The sequence below is a fragment of the Enterobacter sp. Res13-Sevr-PEC09-46 genome, assembly GCF_015672585.1.
Lineage (GTDB): Bacteria > Pseudomonadota > Gammaproteobacteria > Enterobacterales > Enterobacteriaceae > Enterobacter > Enterobacter hormaechei_C.
The window spans coordinates 19,301-45,685 of the sequence record NZ_JADABR010000025.1 but is presented as its reverse complement, the minus strand read 5'-3'; the positions used below and the strand labels follow the sequence as shown (position 1 = coordinate 45,685).

Genomic DNA, 26,385 nt, shown 5'->3' with positions numbered 1-26,385 from the left:
AGCATCCTCAGGTCAACGTCCGGATTATGGAAGGCCAGCTGGTGTCGATGATTAATGAATTACGTCAGGGTGAGCTGGACTTTACCATCAATACCTATTATCAGGGGCCGTACGATCACGAATTTACGTTTGAAAAGCTGTTCGAAAAGCCTTTTGCCGTATTTTGTCGGGCAGGGCATCCGGCGACAGGGGCGACCTCAATTAATGAGCTTCTGCAATATAACTGGACGATGCCTACGCCCCGGGGAAGTTATTATAAACAGTTGCAGGATACTTTTAACCACCGCTCTCAAATACCGCGAATTGGCGTTGTCTGTGAGACCTTTTCCTCCTGTATTAGCCTCGTCGCACAAAGCGATTTCATCAGCATTTTACCGCAGGAGCTGGGCTGCGATCCGCTTCTGGCGCACCGTCTGATAATGCTGCCGGTTGTCGAAACCCTGCCTAAAGCAGCATATTATTTAATTCAGCGTCGTGATTCTCGCCAGACACCGCTTGCCGAATCATTAATCACGCAGTTTCGAAGGGAAGCCAGAAAATTAATTTAATCAAAATAACAACAATAAAAAAATAGAGTCTGTCCGACATCAGACAGACTCCACAGTACACACAGTCGTGCATCCTTTCGCGGATCCTACATGCATTATCCATTGGGCAGGTTTATTAAGTTATAACAGCTTTTTCTTAAAAGAGAAGGACGTTGAGTGATTGATTTCACGATTTTTTAACGTAAATTATTTAATTAATTACGGCTGAAATTTAAGTTAAGGTTAGATTAAATTTATTGCGTCTGCGATTATCTGTTCCTTAAGCCATTATTTGAACCCGTGCCTGGATGATTGAGACCCGCAACGGGCGCAGGTATAGTACATCACTCAGATGTAGCCGGAGGATTTCCATGAACCCTGACGACAAATCCCTTTTTCTTGACGCCATGGAGGATGTCCAGCCGCTCAAACGCTGCGCGGATATTCACTGGCAGCAGAGCCGCAACACGCGGGCGCGTCAGGAAATAGATACTGAGCAGCTCGATAACTTTCTGACGCTGGGGTTTCTGGAACTGTTACCCCTTGCCGAGCCGCTCATGTACCAGCGCGAAGGGGTACAGCAGGGGGTATTTGATAAGCTGCGTTCCGGCAAATATTCCCGTCAGGCCAGCTTAACGCTGTTACGCCAGCCTGCGGAGCAATGCCGCCAGCTGGTCTATTCCTTTATTCGCCAGGCCGGACGTGACGGGCTACGCAACCTGATCATCGTGCATGGTAAAGGGCGTGAACAGCAGTCGCATCCTAACGTGGTGCGCAGCTATCTTGCGCGCTGGCTGACCGAGTTCGACGAAGTACAGGCCTTTTGCGAAGCGCAGCCGCATCACGGCGGCAGCGGAGCATGCTATGTCTCGTTGCGTAAGTCAGAGGATGCGAAGCGAGATAACTGGGAGCGCCACGCCAAGCGCAGCCGCTAATCAGGAGGGCGGGCGAGATGCCCGCCTGTCACTCAGAAGGTTTCCCAGTTCGCGTCAGCTGTATTCGCGCCTGCCGCTGACGGGCGCAGCAGTACGGGCGTTTTCACGTTTTTAGGGCGAGCCGCCAGCGATGCCTGAGCGTTCAGCCGGAATGCCGCCACGGCCTGACGCAGCTGTTCAGACTGATCTTCCAGCGCTGCCGCCGCCGTTGCCGACTCCTGTACCAGCGCGGCGTTTTGCTGCGTGACGCTGTCCATCTGCGAGACCGCCAGGCTGACCTGCTCTATACCGCGGCTCTGCTCGTCAGACGCCGAGGAAATCTCAGCCATAATATCGGTTACGCGCGTCACGGCCGCGACGATCTCTTTCATGGTCGCACCCGCCTCGCTCACCTGTTCCGAGCCGGTATTCACCCGGCTGACAGAGTTCTCGATAAGCCCTTTGATCTCTTTTGCCGCCTGCGCGCTGCGGCTGGCCAGCGTCCGTACTTCACCTGCCACGACCGCAAAGCCGCGACCTTGTTCCCCGGCACGGGCGGCTTCAACCGCCGCGTTGAGCGCCAGAATGTTGGTCTGGAAGGCAATGCTATCGATAACGCCGGTAATATGCGCAATTTGCTGAGAACTGTCGGCAATGTCATTCATGGTACGCACCACGTTATCCACCACCTGACCGCCGCGTGCGGCGGTTTCAGACGCATTCTTCGCCAGCAGCGTCGCCTGACGGGCGTTATCCGAGTTCTGTTTCACCGTGGCAGTCAGCTCTTCCATGCTGGCGGCGGTCTCTTCCAGCGAGGCTGCCTGCTGCTCGGTTCGCGCGGAAAGGTCGTTACTCCCGGCGGCAATTTCTCCTGCGCCCGTGTAGATCGAATCGGTGCTGCCGCGTACGGCGCTGACGGTGCTCACCAGCGACTGCTGCATCTCGTGCAGACCAGCAGCCAGCTGGCCCATCTCGTTGCGCCCGGTAATCGCGACATTTTGCGTCAGATCGCCGCTCGCGATGGTGCGAATATGGTTCATGATGGCGTTGAGCGGTTTCAGGAGCAGGTGCTGTAAACCCTGCCAGATCACCACCAGCACGGCGATCACAGTCAGGAAGATCGCCGCCAGCGTCCACTGCATCTGGGTAAAGCTGCTCTGATTCTCTTCGGCGGCGGCTTTCAGCAGCACGTTGTTTTCAGCGCGCCAGCGGGTATAGACCGCCTCCATCTCATCCTGCGCCTGCTGGGCGTCCAGGTCGCCATAGGCCTGATAGTTATCGGCGCGCAGATACTCAATGGACAAGCGCATCACCTCGTGCATTTGCTTCCAGGCTTTCTGCATCTCTTCGGTGAGCGCGGCATTCTGGCCCTTCACCTGCGAAATCGCCTGCCAGTTTTTGTAATAGTCTTCGGCTTTGGTCAGCGAACCGTTCGCGGTGCCCAACAGCGTGTTGATTGCTGCGAGAGAGGCCGGATCGCGCTGGTTTTTCAGGTAGCGGATCGCCACGCGGGTGACGGTAACGCGCGTTTTCACCAGCGTGTTCACGCTGTCGCTCAGGCTCTCCTGTTGGGCATTGAGTAACCCGGAGTTCTGAAAGTTGTGACGATCGTTGTTAACGGCAGAGTAGAACAACCCTCCCGTGACAACTTGCAGCAGACAGAATATGGTTAGGGCAAAGATAATACCGGTAATCACGTGCAGATTTTTCAGCATGGCGGTCATCCGTAAGAGAAGAGGCAGGGTTACATCAATACTATCGTCGTAGCGAATTTAAACTTTAATTTTACTATTGCTTAACTAATGGTTTCGTTGCGGAACCTGTTGTAAATCCGGATCATTTTTTATGAGGAAGGTCAGCATGAGCAGCATAGATAAAAGCGGAACGTTCACGCTCGGAACGCGTACGGTTAAACGATTTGGCTATGGCGCGATGCAGCTTGCCGGGCCTGGCGTTTTTGGTCCGCCAAAAGACAAAAATGCGGCGCTGGCGGTGCTGCGTGAAGCGGTGGCGTCGGGTGTGAATCACATTGATACTAGCGATTTTTACGGACCTCATGTGACCAACCAGCTTATCTGCGAGGCGCTTCATCCGTACCGGGACGACCTTACGATTGTGACCAAGATCGGAGCCCGACGCGGCGAGGATGCCTCCTGGCTGCCGGCGTTTTCCGCGCAGGAGCTGACGCAGGCGGTGCATGACAACCTGCGTAACCTGAAGCGGGATGTGCTGGACGTGGTTAACCTGCGGATCATGTTTAGCACCCACGGACCGGCGGAAGGCTCGATTGCCGCGCCGCTGAGTACCCTTGCGGAGCTGCAACAGCAGGGGCTGGTTCGCCATATTGGGCTGAGCAACGTCACCGCTTCGCAGGTCGCTGAAGCGCAGAAGATGGTTTCCGTGGTGTGCGTACAGAACATGTACAACGTTGTGAATCGCGGTGACGATGCGCTGGTCGATTCACTGGCGCAGCAGGGGATTGCCTGGGTGCCGTTCTTCCCGCTGGGAGGTTTCACGCCACTGCAATCTTCCGGACTACAGGCGGTGGCGGATTCACTGGGCGCGACGCCGATGCAGGTGGCGCTGGCATGGCTGCTGCAACGCTCGCCAAATATCCTCTTGATCCCGGGAACCTCGTCGGTGGCGCATCTGCGTGAAAACCTGGCGGCAGCCGATCTGGTATTGCCGCCTGAGGCGCTGGAGACGTTAAATTCGCTGGTGGGGTAATCCCGATGGCAGCAAAAGCCCGGAGGATTTTTCGGGCTTTTGCTGTTTATGATCCAATCTGACTTCTTTGGCGGTGAAGCGCTAATGCTTCCGCCACGATTTCCTGCTTACTTTTCCGTGTTTCATACGCAGTAATGCGGATGTACTCCATCAGCGCAGGATCGATGCGCGCGCTTAACATCCTGAGTTCGGCCTCCTTTGCGACACCGCGAGCAACACGCTTATCGGGATAATCACGGGCGGGCATAGAAAACGTCCTCCAAAAATTGTCTTGTTAATTTGTGCTGTAAAATATGCGCCAGTCTAAATAGAAAGTCAATGGATAGTGATTGTGCAGTGAAGCTAAGTTGTGTTTTGTGTATTTAGAAGTCATTAGTAAGTGATTTGATAGTGATGTTTTATGACGCGTTAAGCTTGCCCATACGTAAAAATTTACAAAGCAAATAATCTTCATTGCTATAGGGGGTTATAAGCGAAGCGGTTAAGGCGTAGCCAGCCGCTTACGCTGACATGGCTTGATCGATACCTCAGTTAAAACTACTGTATATAAAAACAGTATGGAGGTATTTATCATGATCTTTTTCAGACCCGCAGAGTTGCGTGAAATCGTTGCTATTCCACTTTTCAGCGACTTAGTACAGTGCGGCTTCCCCAGCCCGGCAGCGGATTATGTAGAGCGGCGTATCGATTTAAACGAGTTATTAGTCGCCCATCCCAGCTCCACTTACTTTGTCAAAGCCGCCGGTGACTCGATGATAGAAGGGGGGATCAATAACGGTGATTTGCTGGTGGTGGACAGTTCCCGCAAGCCTGAGCATGGCGATATCGTGATTGCGGCGGTAGAGGGCGAATTTACCGTGAAGCGCCTCCAGTTGCGTCCCAATATTCAACTCAACCCCATGAACAGCGCCTATTCACCGATTATTGTCGGCAGCGACGATACGCTCGATATCTTTGGTGTAGTGACGTATATCGTGAAATCCGCGAGCTGATCGTGTTTGTGAAGCTTAATTAATAGGCAATAAGTTAATTCTCATCATGCAAAAATCTTACGTTATCGGGGCTGTCTTGTCGGCAAACCTGATATTCATCGCATAAGCCGGAACTGACTGGTCAAATATTCTGGTATTGGCGAATTACAGAGTGATATCCCATTTTTTTATTTTGTTATGTTCCTGCACTTTAGTGAGTTTTCTTTTCTTCCGACAGAATACATTTTGTCTACATTATAATTTTAATTTATGATTCGCACACGAACAATTGATGTTATGCAGGGTTTTAGCATCGTGGCAGTCAATAAAACCCTGCTGTTATAAAGTAATCAGGAGATTCATTTTTATGTCAGACAATAATCCCCGTCCATCCGGCTGGTTAGGCCCGTGGTGCCTGCTGGTGGGTGTGATACTTCTTGTAACGGGGCTCTTTTTTGCCATCGGCGGTTTTAAACTGGTTTCCCTGGGAGGGAGTTGGTATTTTCTCATCGCCGGGGTTATCACTCTGCTCTCTGCGATTCAGTTCTTCCGCCGCAAGTCCTCTGCCGTGGGGCTGTTTGCCCTGGTGTTTCTTGGCACCCTGATTTGGGCATTTTTCGATGCCGGGCTCGACTTCTGGCCGCTGGTTTCCCGTTTAATGGTACCCGCCGGGCTGATGGTGCTGGCAGCCGCCACCTGGCCTGCATTGCGTAAACGTGAAGGAAAACCGTCCTGCGCAAAAGGAGCCGTGGGGGTCTGCGCGGTCCTTATTATCGCCATGGGCGTCACCTTTGTTCAGATGTTTCAACCCCATCCGACCGTGCCATTTAGCGGTGAAAAACGCCCGCTGGTGCCGGTAAAAGATGATGCGAAACAGCAGAACTGGGATCACTACGGTAATACGGCTGGCGGTAGTCGCTTTGTGGCGCTGGACCAGATAACCCGTGACAACGTGAAAAACCTGAAACCGGTCTGGACCTACCATACCGGTGACGTACCGGAAAGTCCGGACGGCAATGGCGCAGAAGATCAGCAAACGCCGCTACAGGTGGGCGATCGTGTCTTCCTCTGTACGCCGCATAACAACGTGATCGCCGTGGATGCCGATAGCGGGAAAGAGATCTGGAAAGCGGAAATCAACGCCAGGTCTGCAATCTGGATGCGCTGCCGTGGCCTGGCGTACTTCGATGCCACCAAACCGCTGGCACAGCCAACGGTAGCTGGCTCCACGCCGGTTCTGCCAGCGCAGGTCGCACCGGGCGCTGCATGCCAGCGCCGTATCCTGATGAATACCATCGACGGTAAGCTGATCGCGTTAGACGCCGATAACGGCAAGTTCTGCCCGGACTTCGGTACTAACGGCAGCGTTAATCTGCATGAAGGGATGGGCGACGCGTCAGATCCCACCTACGTGCTGACGTCGGCCCCGACGCTGGCGGGTACGACGGTTGTCGTTGGCGGCCGCGTTGCGGATAACGTCAGCACCGATATGCCGGGAGGCGTTATACGTGGTTATGACGTGATCACCGGCCAGCTGCGCTGGGCGTTCGACCCGCGTAATCCGGATCCGAACTATGTTCTGAAACCGGGCGAACACTACAAACGTAGCTCTGCAAACTCCTGGGCCCCTATGTCCTGGGATGCGTCGATGAATACCGTGTTTATCCCGATGGGAAGTTCCTCTGTCGACCTGTGGGGCGCTGACCGTATTCCGGAAGATCACAAATACGCCACCTCAATCCTCGCGCTGGATGCGACTACCGGGAAAGAGAAGTGGGTATACCAGACCGTGCATAACGACCTCTGGGATTTCGATATCCCGATGCAGCCGAGCCTGGTTGATTTCCCGACAAAAGAGGGCAACAAGCCCGCGGTGGTGGTGGGCACCAAAGCGGGGCAAATTTATGTTCTTGATCGCCTGACGGGTAAACCGCTCACTGAAGTGAAAGAGGTTCCGGTAAAACCAGCGGATATTCCACGTGAACAGTACCCGGCAACGCAGCCGCGCTCTGTGGGAATGCCGCAGATTGGCGCGGAAACCCTGAAAGAATCGGATATGTGGGGGGCGACGCCGTTTGACCAGCTGGCCTGCCGTATCAGCTTCAAATCAATGCGTTATGACGGTCTGTACACGATGCCGGGAACCGATATTTCCCTGAGCTTCCCGGGCTCGCTGGGGGGAATGAACTGGGGTAGTCTGTCCACGGATCCGAACAACCAGTACATCTTCGTCAACGACATGCGTCTGGGTCTGTGGGTCCAGCTGATTAAACAAGATCCGCAGAGCGCGGTGGCAAACACGGGCGGTGAAGCCGTGAACGCCGGGATGGGCGCCGTTCCGATGAAAGGAACGCCGTATTCGGTCAACAAAAACCGTTTCATGTCACCGCTGGGCATTCCGTGTCAGAAACCACCGTTTGGCTCCCTCTCCGCGATTGACCTGAAAACGCAGAAAATCGTCTGGCAGGTGCCGGTCGGTACCGTTCAGGATACCGGTCCGTTTGGGGTAAAAATGCGTATGCCAATGCCTGTCGGTATGCCGACGCTGGGCGGTACGCTGGCCACGCAGGGCGGTCTGGTCTTCATTGCGGGAACCCAGGATTACTACCTGCGCGCCTTTGATTCCTCCACGGGGGAAGAAGTGTGGAAAGCGCGTCTCCCGGTGGGTAGCCAGGGCGGACCTGTCAGCTATGTATCACCGAAAACCGGCAAACAGTACATTCTGATCTCTGCCGGCGGTGCACGCCAGTCGCCGGATCGTGGTGACTACGTGATTGCCTACGCGCTGGATAAATAACAGCGAAATAAGCAGCCCGGCCCCGTCGTAGTACGGGGCTTTTTTTTTGACTAAAAACTACGCACAGGAAGAAAGCGCCGGTTCCGGTCAGCCCGTGAAAAGCACCCGCCAGCGTCGGCGACGGCGAGTCATCTCGCGCCATAGCGCGACTATCTCGTCAGGTTGCAGGGCATCAATAGCCTGCGGCGTTAACACCGGCAAACCATAGCGCTGGCGCAGGGCGGCCACTGCCGTGGCGCTGGCATCCATCGGTGAGCGGATCTGCGTCGCCAGCTGCTGTCGCAACACGCTGAACGCTGCCTCATCGCACGGCGTCAGCTCACGCAAAAATCGTTTGCAGCAACCCAACAGGTTCACGGGAGAACGGTCAGGCGACTGTAACGCCAGCAGCAGGCCATCGCGATCGGCAATACGCTGATAACGACAGCTGACCACGTAGCCAATCTGCTGTTCCACGCGCAGGCGCTGGAAAAATTGCGGTTCGGAGCATAACGCCAGCAGCCGCAGCGCGGCGAGCGACGCGCCCGGCGGCAGGGGAATAAACACCAGCAGCGCCGAATCCGCGCTGGCGTGCGGGATGTGTTCGATCCCGCCGGGACAACCGCTTAACGGCAACGGCTTAGCGTTAACCGGCACCCGGAGCAGGCCAAGCTGCCGGGCTAACCCGTGCGCGTGTCCGGCGCTGCCGCCAACTAACGCCGCCAGCCAGCCGTCCCGTGGCGGGTCCGATGCCAGACGTTCAGGCAATTGCTGAAGCAGCTCACGGATGGCAATGCCTTCTGGCGCTGGCGTAATAGCAGGTGCGGGGTGGGAGAGGCGATCGATTATCGCCCCGATGATGGGTTCCGCCGTCACCATGGCGTCAGGAAGCCGCAGGGTGAGCTGCCAGCTACCGTCAACCGTTTGCCACTCGCCGCTGCCGTCGATATGGCGCAGTTCAGCAAGAAGAGGGCGTAACTGTTTGCCCATCGCCACCCCCTGAGACCTGTCCACGCGCGAATAAAAAGGCCTGCGCAGGATCAGCGTCGGCGGTTGTGTCTGCGCCGACAAATGCAGCAGTGGAGCAGCTTCTGACGTCGGGGCTGGCGCAGCATACCTGGCAGTCTGCGGGTAGAAGGAAAACTCGATGGGGCTATCATCTGCAACCGGCTGGCGACGCCAATGGCTAAGCGGCAGGGCAAAACCCTGGCTGGCAATAATTTCAGCGGTTTCCATTTTTTTGCAGGCCAGATACGAGACTGGCGCCGCCAGTAAGTCAGCACAGAAGGCGGAAAAACCTACGGGCGCCGCGCCGGGCGCAAAACCAAATGCCCGCTGGCGCAGCTGCTCCAGCGTCGGCAGGGCGCTGAAACGCTGCTGTGCCAGCCGATAATAATGCCGCTGCTGCTCATCCGTCGTTTGCTGTAGCGCCCGTAGCCAGTGGGTAATATGCGGGTCAATGTCCTCGGGCCGTTCGCTATCAACCGTTAGCGCCAGCCAGCCGTAATCGTCATCCTGATAAAGCCAGTTCAGGGCTACCTCTTCTGCCAGTCCACGCGCCCGTAGCCCGGCAATCAGGTTTCCGGGGGCGTCGTCCAGTAAAAATTCCCGAAATAAAGTGACGTTGTCACTTTTTCGAATTAACGGACAACGCCACAGTGCGGGTCGCTCCGTTACCGCCAGCTGATAATCTGCTTCAGCGCTAAGACGCAACGGGGGAGCGGTTTCAGGCATGCCTCCTGACGCAAAACCTGACGCAAACGTATGGGCAAGCTCGGCCAGCGCATCCAGCGTTTGCGGCCCTTGCAGCCACAATTGCAGGTGCCCGGCTACATAATAGCGACGATGAAAGTCGCGCAACGCGGTTTGCAGCGATACCGGGTCCTGCCCGAGAGACTCCTTGCTACCCACCTGAAAACGGCGAAAAACCGCGGGTTCTTCCATCGCGTGGCGCGCCGCCGCTTCGCGCCTGGCGGAATCATGTTGCTGGATGAGCCGGTTTTCCGCATCAATGACCGCCACTTCGCGCTGTATGTCATGCGGTGAAAGCAGCGGCGCCAGCAACATATCCCGCAGCCGCGCGACGCCGTCGGACAGGTTATCGGCGGCAACGTCGAAGAAAAAAGCGCTGTGGCGAGCCAGCGTGGTGGCATTGACGCTGCCGCCCTGGCGCTGGACCCAGGCCATGAGTCGATCATCGCCCTGATAGCGCTGGCTACCGCGGAACAGCAGGTGCTCAAGCAAATGCGCCAGACCGGCGAAGCGCGGTGGCTCGTGATGGCTTCCGGCACTCACGCGCGCCAGCGCCGCCGCGCGTGTCGCCTGCGGCTGATGCACCAGCGTTGCGCGCAAACCGCCTGCCAGTTCCACGATGCGGGTGGTCATTATCGTTACAGTTCCCGGGTTTTATAGATAAGCTGAGAACGGGTACGGTTGCGGAACTGAAGCTGACCGATCTTCATATCACTACAGGCTGCTTCGCGGCGCGCCTCGAGGATTTTATGATGATGCGGCGATTTGCTGCACACCGGATCGGCGTTATCCGCATTCCCGGTGAGCATAAAGGCCTGGCAGCGGCAGCCGCCGAAGTCCTTCTCCTTTTCATCGCAGGAGCGGCACGGCTCTGGCATCCAGTCAAACCCGCGATAGCGGTTGAAGCCGAAAGAGTCATACCAGATGGATTCCAGACTCTGCTCAAGCACCGACGGGAAATCCACCGGCAGCTGGCGCGCGCTGTGGCAGGGCAGCGCCGTGCCTTCCGGGGTCACGCTGAGGAAAATCGACCCCCAGCCGCCCATACAACCTTTTGGCCGCTCTTCGTAATAATCGGGGGTGACGAACAGCAGGTTGGTCAGATTGCCGCTGGCGGCCATTTTTTGCCGATATTCGGCAACCACGCGTTCCGCGCGGGCGATCTGTTCCCGCGTCGGCAGAAGCCCCTGACGATTAAGGAACGCCCAACCGTAGAACTGGCAGGTGGCAAGTTCGACGTCGTCGGCGTCCAGTTCGATGCACAGCTCGATGATTTTATCGATCTGATCGATATTGTGCCGGTGCAGGACGAAATTCAGCACCATCGGGTAATCGCGGGCTTTGACCGCTCTGGCCATCGCCAGCTTCTGCTGGAAGGCTTTTTTGTTCCCCGCCAGCGCAGCGTTGAGCACTTCATCGCTGGCCTGAAAGCTAATCTGGATATGGTCCAGACCGGCCTCGCTGAACGCGTCGAGCTTGCTTTCCGTCAGGCCAATTCCCGAGGTGATCAGGTTGGTATAAAAACCGAGATCGCGAGCGGCGCGGATCAGCTCCGGCAGATCTTTACGCGTCAACGGTTCGCCGCCGGAAAAACCTATCTGCACGCTGCCCATCGCCCGCGCCTGGCGGAAAACCTCAATCCACTGTTCGGTGGTCAGCTCCTGATCCTGCCGGGCGAAGTCCAGCGGGTTAGAGCAATAAGGACACTGTAGCGGACAGCGATAGGTCAGCTCCGCCAGCAGCCACAGCGGTGGATTGACGGCGGGTTTATTCTGGCTCACGGAAAATAATCCACTTCTGTTGATAAGCGATTTGCAGGAATTCTACGACGTCGTCATCCACGCCGCCGGCTTCCGGGAACCGTTCGTTGAGTATGGCAATGATGGCCGCCGCGTCGCGTTGGCCATCGACCAGTTCGAGGATCGCGGCCGCGGTCTCATTGAGTTTAGCCATGCCTTCCGGATAGAGGATGACATGGCTGTCCTGAGCGGCTTCCCATTGCAGGCGATAGCCGCGACGAAAGGCGACGATGGAGTTTTTTTGCATGCTTATACCAGTCGGGTTGTGTGCCAGGCCGCTTTGTCGGTGACCGTGTGATAAGGCGGACGCTGTAGCGCGTAGGCCATGGTCATCGCGTCGAGCATCGACCACAGGATATCGAGTTTGAACTGAAGGATCTCCAGCATCCGATTCTGCTTTTCCGCGCTATCGCAGTAACGCTTCGCCAGCTCCAGGCCGTGTTCAACGTCGCGGCTGGCCTGGCTGAGGCGGCTGCGGAAATAAAAATAGCCTTCCTCTTTGATCCACGGGTAGTGCTGTGGCCAGCTGTCGAGACGCGACTGATGGATTTGCGGGGCGAACAGTTCGGTGAGCGAGCTGCATGCCGCCTCCTGCCAGTTGGCGCGGCGGGCGAAGTTAACGTAAGCGTCGACGGCGAAACGGACGCCGGGCAGCACGTGGCGTTCGCTGATTAAGTCCTCGCGGCTGAGCCCCACGGCTTCGCCCAGCTGTAGCCAGGCTTCGATACCGCCGTCATGACCGTTGCTACCGTCGTGATCGAGGATCCGCTGCACCCATTTGCGACGCGTGTGCGGATCCGGGCAGTTCGCCATAATTGCCGCGTCTTTCAGCGGGATCGTCGTCTGGTAGTAAAACCTGTTCGCCACCCAGCCCTGGATCTGCTCGCGGCTGGCCTCGCCGTTATGCATCGCGATATGGTACGGATGGTGAATATGATAGTAGGCGCCTTTCGCCCGGAGGGCGTGCTCAAACTCTTGCGGTGAGAGCGTTTCGCGAATGTGCATAGTTAGTCCTGAAGCGTGATGTTCATCCCGTCCCAGCTCACTTCTATTCCCTGCTGCGCAAGGGCGTGACGCTGCGGCGACTGCTCGTTAAGGATCGGGTTGGTGTTATTAATGTGGATCAGAATCTTGCGCTTTGCCGGCAGCGAGGCCAGCAGCGCCATCATGCCGTGTTCATCGCCGAGCGCCAGATGGCCCATGTCGCGGCCGGTATTGCGCCCGACGCCAGTGGCCTGGAGTTCATCGTCCTGCCAGACGGTGCCGTCAATCAGCAGACAGTCCGCTTTTTTAAGCCACGGCAGGATGGTGTCATCGGGTTCACCGAGACCTGGTGCGTAGAACAGCGTCTGACCGTTGCGGCGGTTTTCGATAAACAGCGCCACGTTATGCCCCGGCAGCGGGCGGTCGCGCCACGGCGAATAGGGCGGTGCGTTACTGGCGATGGGGACAGCGGTAAACTGCAAATCAGGGCAGGCTTCCACGCTAAAGGCGGTGAGCGGCGCGATCGGGTGATGAATCAGGCCACCGTTCCAGTGCCGGAGCATGGTAAAAATCGGGAATCCGCTGGAAAGATCTTCATGCACCTCCGGCGTACACCATACCTGATGCGGGCACCCTTCGCGCAGGCTGAGCAGCCCGGTGGTGTGGTCAATCTGGCTATCGGTGAGAATAATGCCGCCAATATGCGTGCCGCGCAGAACCTCTTTCTTATTCAGTTCTGGCGTATGGGCAATCTGCTGGCTGATATCGGGGGAGGCGTTACACAGCACCCACTCTTTGCCGTTATCGCTGACGATGATCGACGACTGGGTGCGAGGGGTCGCCTGAAGGGTACCGTCGCGCAAACCCTGACAGTTTGCGCAGTTACAGTTCCACTGGGGGAAACCACCGCCAGCGGCGGAACCGAGGACTTTAATAAACATGAAGATGGGCCAGGTAGTCAAACAAAAATGCCCGCACGGATGGCGGGCAGAGCGATTAGCGGTTGGAAATGTACAGGGTCACTTCCAGGCCAAGACGTAAATCAATAAAAGCAGGTTTCTTCCACATCGTTTTTTCCTCTTTAAAAAAGCAGCACCAACGCCATTGTTTGTGCCAGTTTTGTGATGGTCATCAAATAATGCGTCACAGGAGGGCAAAGCTCAACCCGAAAGATGTAAGGAATTAACTTAATGTTTACAACGTAACCTATTGTTGCCAAACATTTTGCAATACCTTTTGCCAGTTGCCCCACAGCAGCTTATTCAGCACAAATTGATCATAGCCGCTGTCACGCAACGCGCTGATTAGCCGCGGTAAACCACTCACATCGTGTAAGTCATCAGGCAACGTAATGCCGTCAAAATCGGAGCCCAGCGCGACATGATCGTCACCCATGATGTTAATAAGATAGTCGATATGGCGAACAATCGTACTCAGCGGGGTATCGCTATCGCGTTTACCGTCGGCGCGCAAAAACGCGTTGCCGAAATTGACGCCTGCCACGCCGCCGCTGTCGCGGATAGCCAGCAGCTGCCGATCGGTCAGATTGCGCGGTTGCGGGCACAGCGTATGGGCGTTGGAATGGGTGGCGACCAGCGGTGAAGAGGAATGACGAGCGGTATCCCAGAACGCTTTTTCATTCATATGCGAAACGTCAATCAGCATGTTCAGGGCGTTAGCGTGCTTAATGAGGGCGATACCCTCAGCGGTAAGCCCTGGGCCGCTGTCCGGGCTGCCGGGAAACGCCCCGTTAACGCCGGTGCCGAAACGGTTAGCAATGTTCCAGAAAGGCCCAATGCTGCGCACCCCGGCGGCATAGAAAGCCTGTAGATCGTCTCCCTCGCCGTCAAAACCGCCCGCGCCCTCAATATGCGCCACCATCGCCAGCACTTTATCCTGACGGCAGCGTTCGATATCCGCCGCGCTCAGGCACAATCGCGCCCGGCCATCGGAGTGGGCGACAAGCTGCTTAAGGATCGTCAGCTGCTGCCAGAGAATGTCGACCGGCTGCCACGGCTCGCTGGCGTATTGTGGCGCCATGCGGGCGATATACTCCTGCGGCGGCACGAACAGCGCGAACAGCCCGCCGGAAAATCCGCCTTGCTGCATGCGTGGATAATCGAGGTGTCCCTTCTCAATGCCGGAGAAGAAGGCCGTTACCGGATCCTGGCGATGGTGAAGCCATAAATTAAGCAACAGGTCATTGTGACCATCAAAAATCGCCATAGCGCATCCCACTGTCTTTTATTGCTGCGAAAGTTGCCTGGCACGATAACCGATTTGTCCGGTCCGGCAAGGGGAAAATTACAACTTAGCAGCAATTGTTAATATCACTTAACAGTGAGGAGATCCGCAAAGCGGGTGGTGTAGCGGGGTGAAAGCATTTCCCGTTTCATCTGCCACGGCTGCTGTATACCCTGTCCCGCGAAGTAAAGCGTGCCACGGCCATTTTCAGCATTCAGATGGTCTAATACATCCATTAACTTTTGGCTGTTTTTCCTGGGTGCGTTGTCGTCAAACAGATTAAGTTGCGCGACGCCCTGGCTATAAAAATCTCCCAGCATCACTCCGGCTTTCTGGTACCGATGGCCGTTCTTCCAGACCGCATCCAGACAACGAACTGATGCGCCGATAATATCCCGGCTATCCTGGGTTGGGGTGAGCAGTTTTACCGACGCGCTATTGCCATAATATGGCTCGTTAAGCGCGAAGGGCGAGGTTTTAACAAATACGGAGATAAAGCGGCAATGCTGATGCTCATTGCGAAGTTTTTCTGCTGCCCGGGCGGCATAACTACAGATGGCCTGGCGTACATCGTCATATTCGGTGAGGCGTTCGCCAAACGAGCGCGAACAGACGATTTCTTGCTTTACCGGGGCAAACTCTTCCAGTTCAAGACACGATTCGCCCCGTAATTCACGCACCGTTCTCTCCAGCACGACATTGAAATGTTTTCTTATGAACCGGATATCGGTGTCTGCCAGTTGCAGGACGGTCTTAATCCCCATCATCTCAAGCTTCTTCGCTATGCGACGTCCTACACCCCAAACGTCTTCGACGGGTAGCGCCGCCATCAGCTTTCTCTGACGATCCACATTGGATAAATCAACAACGCCTCCCGTCTGGCGCTGCCAGCGTTTCGCCGCATGATTTGCCAGTTTCGCCAGCGTCTTTGTGGGTGCGATGCCCACTCCGACGGTCAGATGGGTGCGTTGCAGTACGGTCGCTCTCATTTCATGCCCAAAGTCGGAAAGATCGCGACAATTACGCACGCCGGTAAGATCGCAAAAGATCTCATCAATTGAGTATATTTCGCTACGAGGCGACATCTCTTCAAGCGTGTTCATTACCCGGTTGGACATATCCGCGTAAAGTTCATAATTACTGCTGAAACAAACCACGCCATGATGCCTGAAGAGATCTTTCTGTTTGAAGTACGGTTCACCCATTTTCACAAAGGGTTTGGCTTCAGCGGAGCGAGAGATGACGCACCCATCGTTATTGGACAACACGACCACCGGTCGTCCCTTCAGGTCCGGGCGAAAAACCGTTTCACAGGAAGCATAGAAAGCGTTCACATCACACAGTGCAAACATGGTCAGCTCGCTCTGGTATCGCCAGGAGGGGTGAAAAACTGCATTATGATCACCGTTAATTAAGACTGTATTTATATACAGTATTGTATGTTGATAGCAAAGATCAAGGGGGGAACGAGGAGTGACGTCGTACGGGTGCAGGAGGGAGAGGGTTATGTTCAGAATGGCGGCGAGGCAAATCTGGCGGAAAGGGTATTTAATGAAATGTTTAAGGAATATAAGTGCCCATACGACAGGTATGGGCAGTGAAGCCGTCGATATTACTTCTTCTTGTTCATCATCGCCTTGAGATCGGCAAAGGGGTTAAACGTGGCGACACCCACGTCTTTTTGCGCATCCTCACCCGCGACAACGGTGGTGCCATACTGATCCGCTTCGGTGTACTTTGAGTGTTCGTGATCGTGACAAAACAGGCACAACAGCTCCCAGTTACTGCCATCTTCCGGGTTATTGGTGTGATCGTGGTCGATATGGTGAACCGTGAGTTCACGAAGATTTGAATAAACAAACTCACGCGAGCAGCGTCCACAAACCCAGGGGTAGATTTTTAGCGCTTTTTCACGGTAGCCGCTTTCCAGCCGTGCGTAGTTTTTGGGGATCAGAGCCATTGCTGATGTTACCTGTTAAAAAGAGAATAGTTCACACTATATCCCATTATGAGATGTCAGGAGAATGCCTCCTCTTCGGGAAGGCAGCGTGCGATTTGCGTATTTCTGTCAGTTTATTTGAAGCATTCCGTTAAATAATCACCATTTATTCTCATCCGTTAATGCGTAGAGTAGGGATAACGCAATGCTTTATCAGGATACTCCACTATGAAAAAGATCGGATTTTTGTCGTTTGGTCACTGGACGCCGTCACCCCAGTCCGGCACGCGAACCGCGGCTGACACGCTGCTACAGTCCATCGATCTGGCGGTCGCCGCCGAAGAGCTGGGCGCGGACGGGGCTTATTTCCGTGTGCATCACTTTGCCCGCCAGCTCAGTTCGCCATTCCCCTTGCTGGCGGCAATAGGCGCGAAAACCAAACGCATTGAAATCGGGACGGGCGTGATCGACATGCGGTATGAAAATCCGCTGTATATGGCGGAAGATGCTGGCGCGGCAGATCTCATCTCCGGCGGGCGATTACAGCTTGGTATCAGCCGGGGTTCCCCGGAGCAGGTGATTGATGGCTGGCGTTATTTTGGTTACGTGCCGCAGGAAGGGGAAAACGAATCTGATATGGCGCGCCGCCACACAGAGGTACTGCTTGATGTATTACGCGGTGAAGGGTTTGCGAAGCCTAACCCACAGCCGATGTTCCCAAACCCGCCGGGATTGTTGCGTCTGGAGCCGCATTCAGAAGGCTTACGCGATCGTATCTGGTGGGGGGCTGGCTCTAATGCAACGGCAGTATGGGCGGCAACACTGGGGATGAACCTGCAAAGCTCAACGCTGAAAGATGATGAAACCGGCGAGCCGTTCCATATTCAGCAGGCAAAACAGATCCGTGCCTACCGACAGGCCTGGGCTGAGGCAGGGCATACCCGTCAGCCACGCGTTTCGGTCAGCCGCAGTATTTTTGCCCTGATGGACGATCGCGACCGGATGTATTTCGGTTCAAGCCGCAATGAGAGCGACAGCGTGGGCTATCTGGATGAGAAAACGCGGGCCATTTTCGGACGCAGCTATGCCGCAGAGCCAGACAAGCTGATTGAACAGTTGAAAAAGGATGAAGCGATCGCGGAAGCGGATACGCTGTTACTTACCGTGCCGAATCAGCTGGGCGTGGAATACAACGCACATGTGATCGAGTCCATCCTGAAACATGTCGCACCGGAAATGGGATGGCGCGATCGCAATGCTTAATCTGGCTCTCTGGTATCGCCGGTTTGGTGAGCCTGAATCGGTACTGCAAGCGGAAACTACACCATTGTCGCCGCGACAGCCGGGAGAGATACGTGTGCGCATGCTTTTTTCCCCGGTGAACGCCTCCGATCTCATCCCCATCACCGGAGCATATCGCCATCGCACGCCGCTGCCTGCGATAGCCGGTTATGAAGGGGTCGGAATAGTGACCGAAACGCCCGCCGCTTATCCGGCGCTGCTGGGCAAGCGGGTCCTGCCGTTACGGGGGCAGGGAACCTGGCAGCGCTATGTCGACTGCCCGGCGGCGTATGCGGTTCCCGTCCCGGACGACGTCGACTCGCTACTTGCCGCGCGGGCGTATATCAACCCGCTTGCCGCACAGATGATGCTGGACCGCTATCCTCCGGTCGGGAAAACGGTGCTGCTCACCGCTGCCGGTTCTGACTGCGCCGTTCTGCTCGGGCAATGGGCACGCCAGGCGGGCGCAGAGGCGGTTTACGGGATCCATCGCTCGCCCGTGCACGCTCAACGTCTGGCTGAAATGGGGATCGTCCCGATTGCGCAACATGATACGGCCGCCGTCAACGCTGCCGCCGCGCAAGCGGAGGTGGTGTACGACGCCACGGGCGGCAGTCTGGCGGAGACGATCCTGAGCGTGATGCCCGAAACCGGCACCTTTGTCTGCTACGGGCTACTCTCCGGGCAGACCTTCCGGCAGCAGCGGCCGTTGCCGCGCGTGGCGTGGTTTCACATTCGTAACTATCTGGACGCGCTGAGCGCTGAGGCGTGGCAGGCGGAGTTTCGGCGCATCTGGCCTAAACTGCGCGCCAGCCAGTGCAGCGATGTCACCCTCTACCCGCTGTCGGAATGGCAGCGGGCAGTGGGCAACTATCGCGAAGCGGGAAGAACGGGTAAGCCCATGCTGTCGATGGACAATTAATCGGCCTTATGGCTCATGTCGCTCAGCAGTACAGCGATACTTTGTCCACCGGCGGTCTGCTCCAGGCCAATTTTGACAATAATTGTCAGCGGAACGGAGAGCAGCATGCCGACAGGCCCGAGCAGCCAGCCCCAGAAAATCAGGGACAGGAACACAACAAGGGTTGAAAGCCCCAGCCCGCGTCCCATTATCCGTGGTTCGAGAATGTTCCCGAAGACAAGGTTAATCACCAGATAGCCTGCCAGCAGAATCAGGGCATCATACAAACCGCTGAAAACCAGCACCTGAAGGATAGGGGGGATCGCCGCCAGCACGGAGCCGATGTTAGGAATATAGTTGAGCGCAAAGGCCAGCAGCCCCCAGACAAAGGCAAAACGCACATCCAGCGCGGCGAGCATCCCCCAGACCACTAATCCCGTCACCAGGCTGATGGCCGTTTTCAGCACCAGATAGCGTGAAACGCTGTCGAGCGCGCGCTGAATGGCGCCCATTCCCTCTACCGGACGCACCATGATGTGCTGGAGCTTTGCAGGCAGCTGTGGAACTTCCAGCAGCATAAACACAACCGTCAGGAACAGCAGGAAAATCGAGGTCATGGCGTTGGAGAGTTGTGCCAGCAGGCTGGTGACAATCGTCATGGCGGCATTCGGATCGATATATTTAAGCAGTTCCTCAACCGAGACTTCGATACCCGCGCGTTGCAGCCAGGGTTCAATTTGCAGCAGCGGGGTCGCCAGGGAAGAGCGGTATGTCGGTAGCGTCCGCGCCAGCTCGTTCAGGGAGGTTCCCAGATAGGCGACTAACAGCACCATCGCAACGATAATAATACTGATAAGCAGGCTTATCGCCAGCACACGCGGGATGCGTAGCCGCACCATTCGCTGCACTAGCGGATTGAGGATCACCGCGATAAAAAGCGCCAGGATAAAAGGCACGATGATATCGGCCGCAAAACGAACGCCGGTCAGAATGATCACCAGCATGCCCAGCATGATGACGATCTTAAGCCCGTTGAGGGTGATAATAGGTTTGGCCATGGACGTTCCTGAACAGTTTTTTATTTATAATAGAGGGGAAAGCGGATTAAAAAAACTAACCAAAATCAAACAGACTGGGTAAAGAAATGAAAAGGCTTTGAGTAAATTCCTGGCTTATGATACAAATCAGGCGTGTTCAACTACCGAGGACAATTTTCATCCGCAAAGACGAGAAGCAACACCGCGGATAATTGTAATTTTATGGACAATTTGTTCAGGACGTATTTTTCAAACAACTCTGCTCTGTTTTCAACCTCCCTCTGCCTGCTTTCTGGTGAGCAACACTGGCGTTCCGCGCTATAGTCACGTCTTCTGCCTGAGCTGGCGCTATGCGCTTAGCTAACTGATTTAATTCCCAATTTTTTGGTTTGCTGTCCGCAGCGAGCCTCGATGGATTATATTCTCAAGCAGGAGAAAAACATGTTTTACTGGATTTTATTAGCTCTGGCGATCGTCGCTGAAATTACCGGCACCTTGTCGATGAAATGGGCAAGCGTGAGTGAGGGCAGCACCGGTTTTATTTTGATGCTGGTCATGATTACGCTTTCCTATATTTTCCTCTCTTTTGCGGTTAAAAAAATCGCGCTGGGCGTGGCATACGCATTGTGGGAAGGTATTGGTATTTTATTGATTACGCTGTTTAGCGTCATGTTATTTGATGAAACCCTGACGACAATGAAAATTGCCGGGCTGACGACCCTGGTCGCAGGTATCGTGCTGATTAAATCGGGTACACGCAAACCGGCAAAACAGCAGAAGGAGCAGACCCATGCAGCAGTTTGAATGGATCCACGCGGCCTGGCTGGCTTTCGCCATCGTTCTGGAAATTATTGCCAACGTCTTTCTGAAGTTCTCCGACGGTTTTCGTCGTAAAGCCTACGGCCTGTTATCGATTGCCGCGGTTCTGGGGGCGTTTAGCGCCCTGTCACAGGCGGTGAAAGGCATCGATCTGTCCGTGGCCTATGCGCTGTGGGGGGGCTTCGGTATTGCCGCCACCCTGGCGGCAGGCTGGATTATGTTCGGGCAGCGTTTAAACAATAAAGGCTGGATAGGGCTGGTATTACTGCTCGCCGGTATGATCATGATTAAACTGGCCTGAGTGACCTACTGCTGCGCCAGGGCTTCCAGCCGGTCGCGAAAACCGGTCACCGACAACGCCCGGTTATCGGCGCGCCAGCGGTCTTTCGCCGCTGGCGCAGAACTCTGAACGCCAATCAGCTGCCAGCCGTTATCGGTTTTTAACATCAGGGGCGATCCGCTATCACCCGGTAGCGTATCGCACTGATGCGACAGTACGCTGTTTTGCGCCCAGCCCGTCACCACGCAGTCCGTATGGGTGTACAGCGAATCGAGGTGATCAACAGGGTAGCCTGACTGCGTCACTTTTCGATCGGCGGCTTTCAGGGCGGCGGTGAGCGCGGCTTTATCGCCATCAAAGAGCGGCAGCGGGGTGATCCCGGACGGCGGATAACGTAAAACGATCAGCCCGAAATCCCAGGAGGCCGCCCCGGGCGGCACAATCCAGCCATCGCCATCCGGTTTCAGGCGTTTGCCAAGCGACGGATCCACCCGCCCCTCAATACCGTGAATTTCGTAGCGCCATATTCCTTTTTGCGACACAAAGCGCAGGGCGATCGCTTTATCCGGTTTGCCTTCAGGCGGCATTAACAGGCAATGACCCGCCGTCAGCGCAAGGCGTGGCGTAATGAGGGTCGCGGTACATAAATTGCCGCTGGCGGTTTCCAGTTGCCCGATGGCATCCCAGGGCGATTCGGTAGGATCGGTGACACGCGTACGATCGTCATGACCAAAAAACAGCGTCTTTACCTCTTTGGCGCTAATGGCGTCATCGTCGCCATCATCCGCATGTGAAAAGCCAGCAAAAAGGCTAAACGTTCCCAGTAACAACACAACAGATTTACGCATATCACACTCTGGTGGGGGTAATTATGATTATTAAAAGTGAACCCTATGAAAATACTATAGACGCGACGGCGAGAAAGTGGGAGTAAAATCAGCGTGCTACATTCAGGAAAGATAAAAGTGGCTGGCGATGAGCGCGCATAAAATTAGCAGGATAAGAATGAACTCAAACCGATAGCGCCGCAGCATACGCCCTCCGGATAAAAAAACGGCGCTGACCGCAAACCCGTTCAGCGCCGGTTTACCAACGTGCCCCGAAGGGCACGGTTAAGCTTGCACTCTTACGCTGCTGGCTGTGCAGCAGGTTTAGCCGCTTCGTGTTTTGCTGCTTTTTTGTGATGCTTTTTAGCCGCCTGGGCTTTCTGCTCTACCGCAGGTTTTGCCGCTTTTTTATGGTGCTTTTTCGCGGCCTGCGCTTTCTGTTCTGCCGCTGGTTTAGCCGCTTTGTGATGTTTTTTATGGTGAACCGTTTTGGCCGGAGCAGCGGTGGATGCCGCAGGCGCTGCGGTGGCGGTAGTTTCAGCCGCGAATGCAGCGGAAGACAGACCCATAGCAGCGGCAACAACCAGAGCTAATACTTTTTTCATTTTCATACCCTCGAATTTGGTTTCTCATTTAACCCCACTGCGGGGCCGTTGAAATAACTATATCCCTGTAAATTCGGGGTTTCCGTGAGTGATTGGTATCGGCGTGTAACCATATGTACAACGCCAGGGTGGACCCCCGGCGCGTTCGGTTACAGGTAGCGGGACGTCAGGTGTTCGCGGAAGTAGCGGATATTCAGATCTTCACCCGTGGCCTGGGTGATGAGCTGCGACGTGCTGAAACGGCTGCCGTGCTGCCAGATATTCTGACGCAGCCAGTCAAACAGCGCCGAGAAATCGCCCCCGGCAATGGATGCCTGCAACCCGGGCAGCGCAGTTTTGGCGGTATGGAACAGCTGTGCCGCATACATTGCCCCCAGCGTGTAAGACGGGAAGTAGCCAAAACCGCCGTCGGTCCAGTGGATATCCTGCATACAGCCGTTGCGGTAGTTATCTTTGGTGGATAACCCAAGCCAGGCCTGCATTTTCTCATCCCATAACGCGGGAATATCATCGACTTCAATTTCGCCATTGATTAGCGCGCGCTCGATCTCATAGCGCAGCACCACATGCGCCGGATAGCTCACTTCATCCGCATCAACGCGGATGTAGCCCGGCTTCACGCGCTGGTTCCAGGCAATAAAATTCTCTTCGCTGAATGCCGCCTGGCTACCGAAACGGGCATGAACCGCCGGAAGCAGATGCTTCAGGAAAGCGTCGCTGCGGCCCAGCTGCATTTCAAAGAACAAGCTCTGGGATTCATGGATCGCCGTAGAGCGCGCCAGCGCAACGGGCTGGCCGGCCCACGCTCGCGGAAGGTTTTGCTCGTAGCGGGCATGTCCGGTTTCGTGGATCACGCCGAAAAGCGCGCTGAGCAGTTCATCTTCATCGTAACGCGTGGTGATACGCACATCTTCCGGCACGCCGCCGCAGAACGGGTGGGCGCTAACGTCCAGACGACCGCCGTTAAAATCGAAGCCAAGCATTTTCATCGCTTCCAGGCCCAGCTCGCGCTGCGTGGCGGTCGGGAAGGGACCCTGTGGCGGAACGAACGATCGTTGAGCCTGTTTTTCCACAACCTTTGCCAGCAGCTCCGGCAGCCAGGACTTCAGATCGCCGAACAGCACATCCAGGCGAGCGCTGGTCATGTCGGGTTCAAAGATATCCAGCAGCGCGTCGTAAGGCGTGCAGCCTTTAGCCTCAGCGCGCAGGCGGGCTTCTTCACGACTGAGTTTCACCACCTCTTTCAGGTTGGCTGAAAAGCCCTGCCAGTCGTTGGCCGGACGCTGAGTGCGCCACGCGTGTTCACACCTGCTGCCCGCCAGCGATTTGGCCTCCACCAGCGATTCCGGCAGTAAAGTGGCCTGCTGGTAGTGGCGTGTCATTTCACGCAGGTTGGCTTGCTCAACGTCATTCAGATCTTCGTCTGCCGCCGCCGCCAGCCATTCACCCACTTTTTTATCGGTCAGGATCTGATGTTGCAGGACGCTCATCTCCGCCAGCGCTTCACCGCGCGCGGCGCTGCCGCCTGGCGGCATCATGGTGAACATGTCCCAGCTGGCGATGGAGGAGAGGTGCGAGAAGCGGGAGAGGCGCTGGAAGGTGCGGGTGAGTTGTTGATAGTTATTGTTTTTCATGAAGTCCTCGTGTCTGAATCAGCCGATGACAAAAATTAGCATCGGCTCGATTTAAACACGAAGAGGGCTGAATGTTAATGCAGTCGTTTATGCAGGCTCGCGCCCACCAGCAGTGCCGCGCACAACATCAGCGCGATAAATCCGCCCACGCCGTTCCAGCCGTAGTTATGCCAGAACACCCCGCCGAGCGTACCGGCTATGCTGGAACCAAGATAGTAACTGAACAGATACAGTGACGAAGCCTGACCTTTAGCGCGGCGCGCGCGTGGGCCAATCCAGCTGCTGGCAACGGAATGCGCGGCAAAGAAGCCCGCAGAGAAGAGCAGCATTCCGGCAAAAATCAGCCACAGGGAAGAGAAAAGCGTCATCAGCAGTCCGAACAGCATCACGGCGGTGGAAACCAGCATCACCGGACCACGACCGAAGCGCGCGGTCATGGCGCCCGCTTTTGGCGAACTCCATGTCCCGGTGAGATATGCCACAGAGAGCAAACCCACCAATGCCTGACTAAGATGCCACGGTGAAAGCATCAGACGATAGCCGATGTAATTAAACAGCGTCACGAACGAGCCCATCAGCAGGAAACCGGTCAGGAACAAACGGGGCAGCCCTTGATCGCGCCAGTGCAGACGAAAGTTGATAAATAACGTTTTCGGACGCAGGGAGGTCGGGCGGAAATGGCGCGATTCCGGCAGGATTTTCCAGAACATCAGCGCCGAAGCGAGGGCGAAGCAGCCGATAACGGCCAGCGCAATGCGCCAGTTAAAGAAATCAGTAAACACACCGCTGAGCAGGCGTCCGCTCATCCCGCCGATAGAGTTCCCGCTAATGTATAGCCCCATGGAGAAGGCCACGAAGCTCGGGTGGATCTCCTCGCTGAGATAGGTCATCCCGACCGCCGCCACGCCGCTGAGGGATAACCCAATCAGCGCGCGCATGACCAGAATGCCGTGCCAGCTGGTCATCATGGTGGACAGCAAGGTACACACGGAGGCCAGCATTAACGCCGTTACCATGACCTGCTTACGTCCGATGGCATCCGAAAGTGGCCCGGTGAACAGCAGACCGATCGCCAGCATCCCGGTTGAAATGGAGAGCGAAATACTGCTGCTGGCTGGCGACACGCCAAATTCATGCGACAGGACCGGCAGGATCGGCTGAACGCAGTAGAGCAGGGCAAAAGTGGCGAGACCCGCTGAGAAGAGCGCCAGCGTGACGCGCATAAACTGGGGGGTACCACGTTTAATAAACTGAACCGGCTGCGGTGCTGCGGGTAAATCATCAATGTCGCTGGCCGGCGCGATATCAACGGTCGTTGTACGGCTCACACATAATCCTTGCTTAAACATCCCCGTGGTTTCTGGTGACGGGTATGACCACAAGATTAGGGTAGGAAAATGTAAATATTCTGTCTAATATATTAATAATCTCAAATGATACTTTAAAAATATGAATATCGAGCTGCGCCATCTGCGCTATTTTGTCGCCGTCGCCGAAGAGCTGCATTTTGGTCGTGCGGCGGCAAGGCTGAATATCTCTCAGCCACCGCTAAGCCAGCAGATCCAGATCCTGGAGCAGCAGGTCGGGGCGCGTCTGCTGGCGCGAACCAACCGCAGCGTGAGCCTGACGGCGGCGGGAAAACAGTTTCTCGCCGATAGCCGGCAGATCCTGAGTATGGTGGAGGACGCCGCCGCCAGAGCGGAACGGCTTTATCTTGGGGAGACGGGGGAGCTGCGCATCGGGTTTACCTCATCGGCCCCCTTTATCAGCGCTGTTTCACAAACGCTATCCTCGTTTCGCCGTAACTTTCCGGATGTGCATATTCAGACGCGCGAAATAAATACCCGGGAGCAGATATCGCCGCTTAACGAAGGATCGCTCGACCTGGGGCTGATGCGTAACACGCAGTTGCCTGATACCCTGGCGTGGCAGGTGATCCTCCGCGAACCGCTGATGGCGATGATCCCCCGGGATCATCCGCTCGCCGCGCAGCACAGCGTCACGCTGGCTGAACTGGCGAAAGAGCCGTTTGTCTTTTTTGACCCACAGGTGGGTACCGGGTTGTATGACGATATTCTTGGTCTGATGCGGCGATATGGCCTTGTCCCGACTATCGCGCAGGAGGTGGGGGAAGCCATGACGATCATTGGTCTCGTTGCCGCAGGGCTTGGCGTGTCGATTCTCCCGGCCTCATTTAAACGGGTACAACTGGCGGAAATGCGCTGGGTGAAGATAGCCGAGCAGGATGCAGTATCAGAGATGTGGCTGGTGTGGTCTAAACATCATGAACAGAGCCATGCGGCACAGCGTTTCAAAGAACAATTAATTACCGCTTCTCGCGGGCATTATTTATAGGGAAAAGTGGGCG

General features: G+C 55.8%; 26 protein-coding genes. 10 read left to right on the top strand and 16 right to left on the bottom strand.

The window, feature by feature from the left end; all coding sequences use genetic code 11:
- Together IMQ56_RS17210 and smrA are read left to right on the top strand one after the other, a co-directional pair.
- The coding region (locus tag IMQ56_RS17210; RefSeq protein WP_230326200.1) for a LysR substrate-binding domain-containing protein at positions 1-548 on the top strand (548 nt) is incomplete at its 5' end.
- 350 nt (positions 549-898) lie between these two features.
- Positions 899-1,462, top strand: a complete 564-nt coding sequence (gene smrA, locus IMQ56_RS17205; protein ID WP_015570640.1) for a DNA endonuclease SmrA — start codon at positions 899-901, stop codon at positions 1,460-1,462.
- Between the two features lie 32 nt (positions 1,463-1,494).
- On the opposite strand, the gene IMQ56_RS17200 is transcribed toward smrA, so the two are convergent.
- Complete coding sequence (locus IMQ56_RS17200; RefSeq protein ID WP_017384568.1) at positions 1,495-3,156, bottom strand: methyl-accepting chemotaxis protein; 1,662 nt, start codon at positions 3,154-3,156, stop codon at positions 1,495-1,497.
- Positions 3,157-3,301: 145 nt separating this feature from the next.
- Here IMQ56_RS17200 and IMQ56_RS17195 point away from each other — a divergent pair, with 145 nt between their 5' ends.
- Positions 3,302-4,168 carry an aldo/keto reductase family oxidoreductase gene (locus IMQ56_RS17195; protein ID WP_023296516.1) on the top strand — a complete coding sequence of 289 codons (867 nt, stop codon included), beginning with the start codon at positions 3,302-3,304 and terminating at the stop codon, positions 4,166-4,168.
- A 46-nt stretch (positions 4,169-4,214) separates the two neighbouring features.
- On the opposite strand, the gene IMQ56_RS17190 is transcribed toward IMQ56_RS17195, so the two are convergent.
- Positions 4,215-4,415, bottom strand: coding sequence for a hypothetical protein (locus tag IMQ56_RS17190; RefSeq protein ID WP_003857516.1), 201 nt, complete (start codon positions 4,413-4,415; stop codon positions 4,215-4,217).
- Positions 4,416-4,740: 325 nt separating this feature from the next.
- On the opposite strand from IMQ56_RS17190, the gene IMQ56_RS17185 reads away from it, so the two are divergent.
- Entirely contained in the window at positions 4,741-5,160 is a 420-nt protein-coding gene (locus tag IMQ56_RS17185; RefSeq protein ID WP_003857514.1) for a translesion error-prone DNA polymerase V autoproteolytic subunit, read from the top strand.
- 346 nt (positions 5,161-5,506) lie between these two features.
- On the top strand, positions 5,507-7,936 hold the full coding sequence (locus tag IMQ56_RS17180) for a glucose/quinate/shikimate family membrane-bound PQQ-dependent dehydrogenase (RefSeq protein WP_045329293.1): 2,430 nt from the start codon (positions 5,507-5,509) through the stop codon (positions 7,934-7,936).
- Between the two features lie 87 nt (positions 7,937-8,023).
- On the opposite strand, the gene pqqF is transcribed toward IMQ56_RS17180, so the two are convergent.
- The 9 genes from pqqF to yajD form a co-directional block, all read right to left on the bottom strand.
- On the bottom strand, positions 8,024-10,300 hold the full coding sequence (gene pqqF, locus IMQ56_RS17175; protein WP_103269719.1) for a pyrroloquinoline quinone biosynthesis protein PqqF: 2,277 nt from the start codon (positions 10,298-10,300) through the stop codon (positions 8,024-8,026).
- A 5-nt stretch (positions 10,301-10,305) separates the two neighbouring features.
- Entirely contained in the window at positions 10,306-11,448 is a 1,143-nt protein-coding gene (gene pqqE, locus IMQ56_RS17170; protein ID WP_023296519.1) for a pyrroloquinoline quinone biosynthesis protein PqqE, read from the bottom strand.
- Positions 11,435-11,713: a pyrroloquinoline quinone biosynthesis peptide chaperone PqqD gene (gene pqqD, locus IMQ56_RS17165; protein WP_003857508.1), complete on the bottom strand. Its 279-nt coding sequence runs from the start codon at positions 11,711-11,713 to the stop codon at positions 11,435-11,437. The genes pqqE and pqqD overlap by 14 nt, the downstream gene beginning before the upstream one ends.
- 2 nt (positions 11,714-11,715) lie before the next feature.
- Entirely contained in the window at positions 11,716-12,471 is a 756-nt protein-coding gene (pqqC, locus tag IMQ56_RS17160) for a pyrroloquinoline-quinone synthase PqqC (RefSeq protein ID WP_003857506.1), read from the bottom strand.
- A 2-nt stretch (positions 12,472-12,473) separates the two neighbouring features.
- Complete coding sequence (pqqB, locus tag IMQ56_RS17155; RefSeq protein WP_017384563.1) at positions 12,474-13,391, bottom strand: pyrroloquinoline quinone biosynthesis protein PqqB; 918 nt, start codon at positions 13,389-13,391, stop codon at positions 12,474-12,476.
- A gap of 55 nt (positions 13,392-13,446) precedes the next feature.
- Positions 13,447-13,518, bottom strand: a complete 72-nt coding sequence (gene pqqA / locus IMQ56_RS17150; protein ID WP_002905689.1) for a pyrroloquinoline quinone precursor peptide PqqA — start codon at positions 13,516-13,518, stop codon at positions 13,447-13,449.
- Between the two features lie 138 nt (positions 13,519-13,656).
- Complete coding sequence (locus tag IMQ56_RS17145) at positions 13,657-14,676, bottom strand: dipeptidase (RefSeq protein ID WP_032653397.1); 1,020 nt, start codon at positions 14,674-14,676, stop codon at positions 13,657-13,659.
- A gap of 104 nt (positions 14,677-14,780) precedes the next feature.
- Positions 14,781-16,046, bottom strand: a complete 1,266-nt coding sequence (locus IMQ56_RS17140; RefSeq protein ID WP_023303648.1) for a Y-family DNA polymerase — start codon at positions 16,044-16,046, stop codon at positions 14,781-14,783.
- Positions 16,047-16,306: 260 nt separating this feature from the next.
- Complete coding sequence (yajD, locus tag IMQ56_RS17135) at positions 16,307-16,654, bottom strand: HNH nuclease YajD (RefSeq protein WP_006808895.1); 348 nt, start codon at positions 16,652-16,654, stop codon at positions 16,307-16,309.
- Positions 16,655-16,861: 207 nt separating this feature from the next.
- Here yajD and IMQ56_RS17130 point away from each other — a divergent pair, with 207 nt between their 5' ends.
- Complete coding sequence (locus IMQ56_RS17130; protein ID WP_017384559.1) at positions 16,862-17,896, top strand: LLM class flavin-dependent oxidoreductase; 1,035 nt, start codon at positions 16,862-16,864, stop codon at positions 17,894-17,896.
- On the top strand, positions 17,889-18,836 hold the full coding sequence (locus IMQ56_RS17125) for a zinc-dependent alcohol dehydrogenase family protein (protein ID WP_039270868.1): 948 nt from the start codon (positions 17,889-17,891) through the stop codon (positions 18,834-18,836). Before IMQ56_RS17130 ends, IMQ56_RS17125 begins: the two co-directional genes overlap by 8 nt.
- Here IMQ56_RS17125 and IMQ56_RS17120 read toward each other — a convergent pair.
- A complete protein-coding gene (locus tag IMQ56_RS17120; protein ID WP_003857467.1) occupies positions 18,833-19,873 on the bottom strand; it encodes an AI-2E family transporter in 1,041 nt (346 codons plus the stop codon). The genes IMQ56_RS17125 and IMQ56_RS17120 overlap by 4 nt on opposite strands.
- 420 nt (positions 19,874-20,293) lie before the next feature.
- Here IMQ56_RS17120 and mdtJ point away from each other — a divergent pair, with 420 nt between their 5' ends.
- Together mdtJ and mdtI are read left to right on the top strand one after the other, a co-directional pair.
- The gene (gene mdtJ, locus IMQ56_RS17115; protein WP_017384557.1) at positions 20,294-20,656 is read left to right on the top strand and encodes a multidrug/spermidine efflux SMR transporter subunit MdtJ; all 363 of its coding nucleotides are present in this window, start codon (positions 20,294-20,296) and stop codon (positions 20,654-20,656) included.
- Positions 20,643-20,972 carry a multidrug/spermidine efflux SMR transporter subunit MdtI gene (gene mdtI, locus IMQ56_RS17110; protein ID WP_003857463.1) on the top strand — a complete coding sequence of 110 codons (330 nt, stop codon included), beginning with the start codon at positions 20,643-20,645 and terminating at the stop codon, positions 20,970-20,972. Before mdtJ ends, mdtI begins: the two co-directional genes overlap by 14 nt.
- Before the next feature lie 5 nt (positions 20,973-20,977).
- On the opposite strand, the gene IMQ56_RS17105 is transcribed toward mdtI, so the two are convergent.
- The 4 genes from IMQ56_RS17105 to IMQ56_RS17090 all read right to left on the bottom strand — a co-directional run bounded on the left by IMQ56_RS17105 (position 20,978) and on the right by IMQ56_RS17090 (position 25,345).
- Positions 20,978-21,799, bottom strand: coding sequence for a serine protease (locus IMQ56_RS17105; protein WP_003857461.1), 822 nt, complete (start codon positions 21,797-21,799; stop codon positions 20,978-20,980).
- Positions 21,800-22,077: 278 nt separating this feature from the next.
- Positions 22,078-22,383 (bottom strand): acid resistance repetitive basic protein Asr, encoded by a 306-nt coding sequence (asr, locus tag IMQ56_RS17100; protein WP_003857459.1) that lies wholly within the window; start codon positions 22,381-22,383, stop codon positions 22,078-22,080.
- A 149-nt stretch (positions 22,384-22,532) separates the two neighbouring features.
- A complete protein-coding gene (locus IMQ56_RS17095) occupies positions 22,533-24,017 on the bottom strand; it encodes a carboxypeptidase M32 (RefSeq protein WP_196063568.1) in 1,485 nt (494 codons plus the stop codon).
- 74 nt (positions 24,018-24,091) lie between these two features.
- On the bottom strand, positions 24,092-25,345 hold the full coding sequence (locus tag IMQ56_RS17090) for an MFS transporter (RefSeq protein ID WP_017384556.1): 1,254 nt from the start codon (positions 25,343-25,345) through the stop codon (positions 24,092-24,094).
- A 121-nt stretch (positions 25,346-25,466) separates the two neighbouring features.
- On the opposite strand from IMQ56_RS17090, the gene IMQ56_RS17085 reads away from it, so the two are divergent.
- Entirely contained in the window at positions 25,467-26,372 is a 906-nt protein-coding gene (locus IMQ56_RS17085; protein WP_017694088.1) for a LysR family transcriptional regulator, read from the top strand.
- Positions 26,373-26,385 lie beyond the last annotated feature (13 nt).

Excerpts from the sequence above, each read along its gene's own strand:
- smrA (WP_015570640.1), top strand. The coding sequence starts at position 899 with ATGAACCCTGACGACAAATCCCTTTTTCTTGACGCCATGGAGGATGTC.
- IMQ56_RS17200 (WP_017384568.1), bottom strand. The coding sequence starts at position 3,156 with ATGCTGAAAAATCTGCACGTGATTACCGGTATTATCTTTGCCCTAACC.
- IMQ56_RS17195 (WP_023296516.1), top strand. The coding sequence starts at position 3,302 with ATGAGCAGCATAGATAAAAGCGGAACGTTCACGCTCGGAACGCGTACG.
- IMQ56_RS17190 (WP_003857516.1), bottom strand. The coding sequence starts at position 4,415 with ATGCCCGCCCGTGATTATCCCGATAAGCGTGTTGCTCGCGGTGTCGCA.
- IMQ56_RS17185 (WP_003857514.1), top strand. The coding sequence starts at position 4,741 with ATGATCTTTTTCAGACCCGCAGAGTTGCGTGAAATCGTTGCTATTCCA.
- IMQ56_RS17180 (WP_045329293.1), top strand. The coding sequence starts at position 5,507 with ATGTCAGACAATAATCCCCGTCCATCCGGCTGGTTAGGCCCGTGGTGC.
- pqqF (WP_103269719.1), bottom strand. The coding sequence starts at position 10,300 with ATGACCACCCGCATCGTGGAACTGGCAGGCGGTTTGCGCGCAACGCTG.
- pqqD (WP_003857508.1), bottom strand. The coding sequence starts at position 11,713 with ATGCAAAAAAACTCCATCGTCGCCTTTCGTCGCGGCTATCGCCTGCAA.
- pqqC (WP_003857506.1), bottom strand. The coding sequence starts at position 12,471 with ATGCACATTCGCGAAACGCTCTCACCGCAAGAGTTTGAGCACGCCCTC.
- pqqB (WP_017384563.1), bottom strand. The coding sequence starts at position 13,391 with ATGTTTATTAAAGTCCTCGGTTCCGCCGCTGGCGGTGGTTTCCCCCAG.
- IMQ56_RS17145 (WP_032653397.1), bottom strand. The coding sequence starts at position 14,676 with ATGGCGATTTTTGATGGTCACAATGACCTGTTGCTTAATTTATGGCTT.
- IMQ56_RS17140 (WP_023303648.1), bottom strand. The coding sequence starts at position 16,046 with ATGTTTGCACTGTGTGATGTGAACGCTTTCTATGCTTCCTGTGAAACG.
- yajD (WP_006808895.1), bottom strand. The coding sequence starts at position 16,654 with ATGGCTCTGATCCCCAAAAACTACGCACGGCTGGAAAGCGGCTACCGT.
- IMQ56_RS17130 (WP_017384559.1), top strand. The coding sequence starts at position 16,862 with ATGAAAAAGATCGGATTTTTGTCGTTTGGTCACTGGACGCCGTCACCC.
- IMQ56_RS17125 (WP_039270868.1), top strand. The coding sequence starts at position 17,889 with ATGCTTAATCTGGCTCTCTGGTATCGCCGGTTTGGTGAGCCTGAATCG.
- IMQ56_RS17120 (WP_003857467.1), bottom strand. The coding sequence starts at position 19,873 with ATGGCCAAACCTATTATCACCCTCAACGGGCTTAAGATCGTCATCATG.
- mdtJ (WP_017384557.1), top strand. The coding sequence starts at position 20,294 with ATGTTTTACTGGATTTTATTAGCTCTGGCGATCGTCGCTGAAATTACC.
- mdtI (WP_003857463.1), top strand. The coding sequence starts at position 20,643 with ATGCAGCAGTTTGAATGGATCCACGCGGCCTGGCTGGCTTTCGCCATC.
- IMQ56_RS17105 (WP_003857461.1), bottom strand. The coding sequence starts at position 21,799 with ATGCGTAAATCTGTTGTGTTGTTACTGGGAACGTTTAGCCTTTTTGCT.
- asr (WP_003857459.1), bottom strand. The coding sequence starts at position 22,383 with ATGAAAAAAGTATTAGCTCTGGTTGTTGCCGCTGCTATGGGTCTGTCT.
- IMQ56_RS17095 (WP_196063568.1), bottom strand. The coding sequence starts at position 24,017 with ATGAAAAACAATAACTATCAACAACTCACCCGCACCTTCCAGCGCCTC.
- IMQ56_RS17085 (WP_017694088.1), top strand. The coding sequence starts at position 25,467 with ATGAATATCGAGCTGCGCCATCTGCGCTATTTTGTCGCCGTCGCCGAA.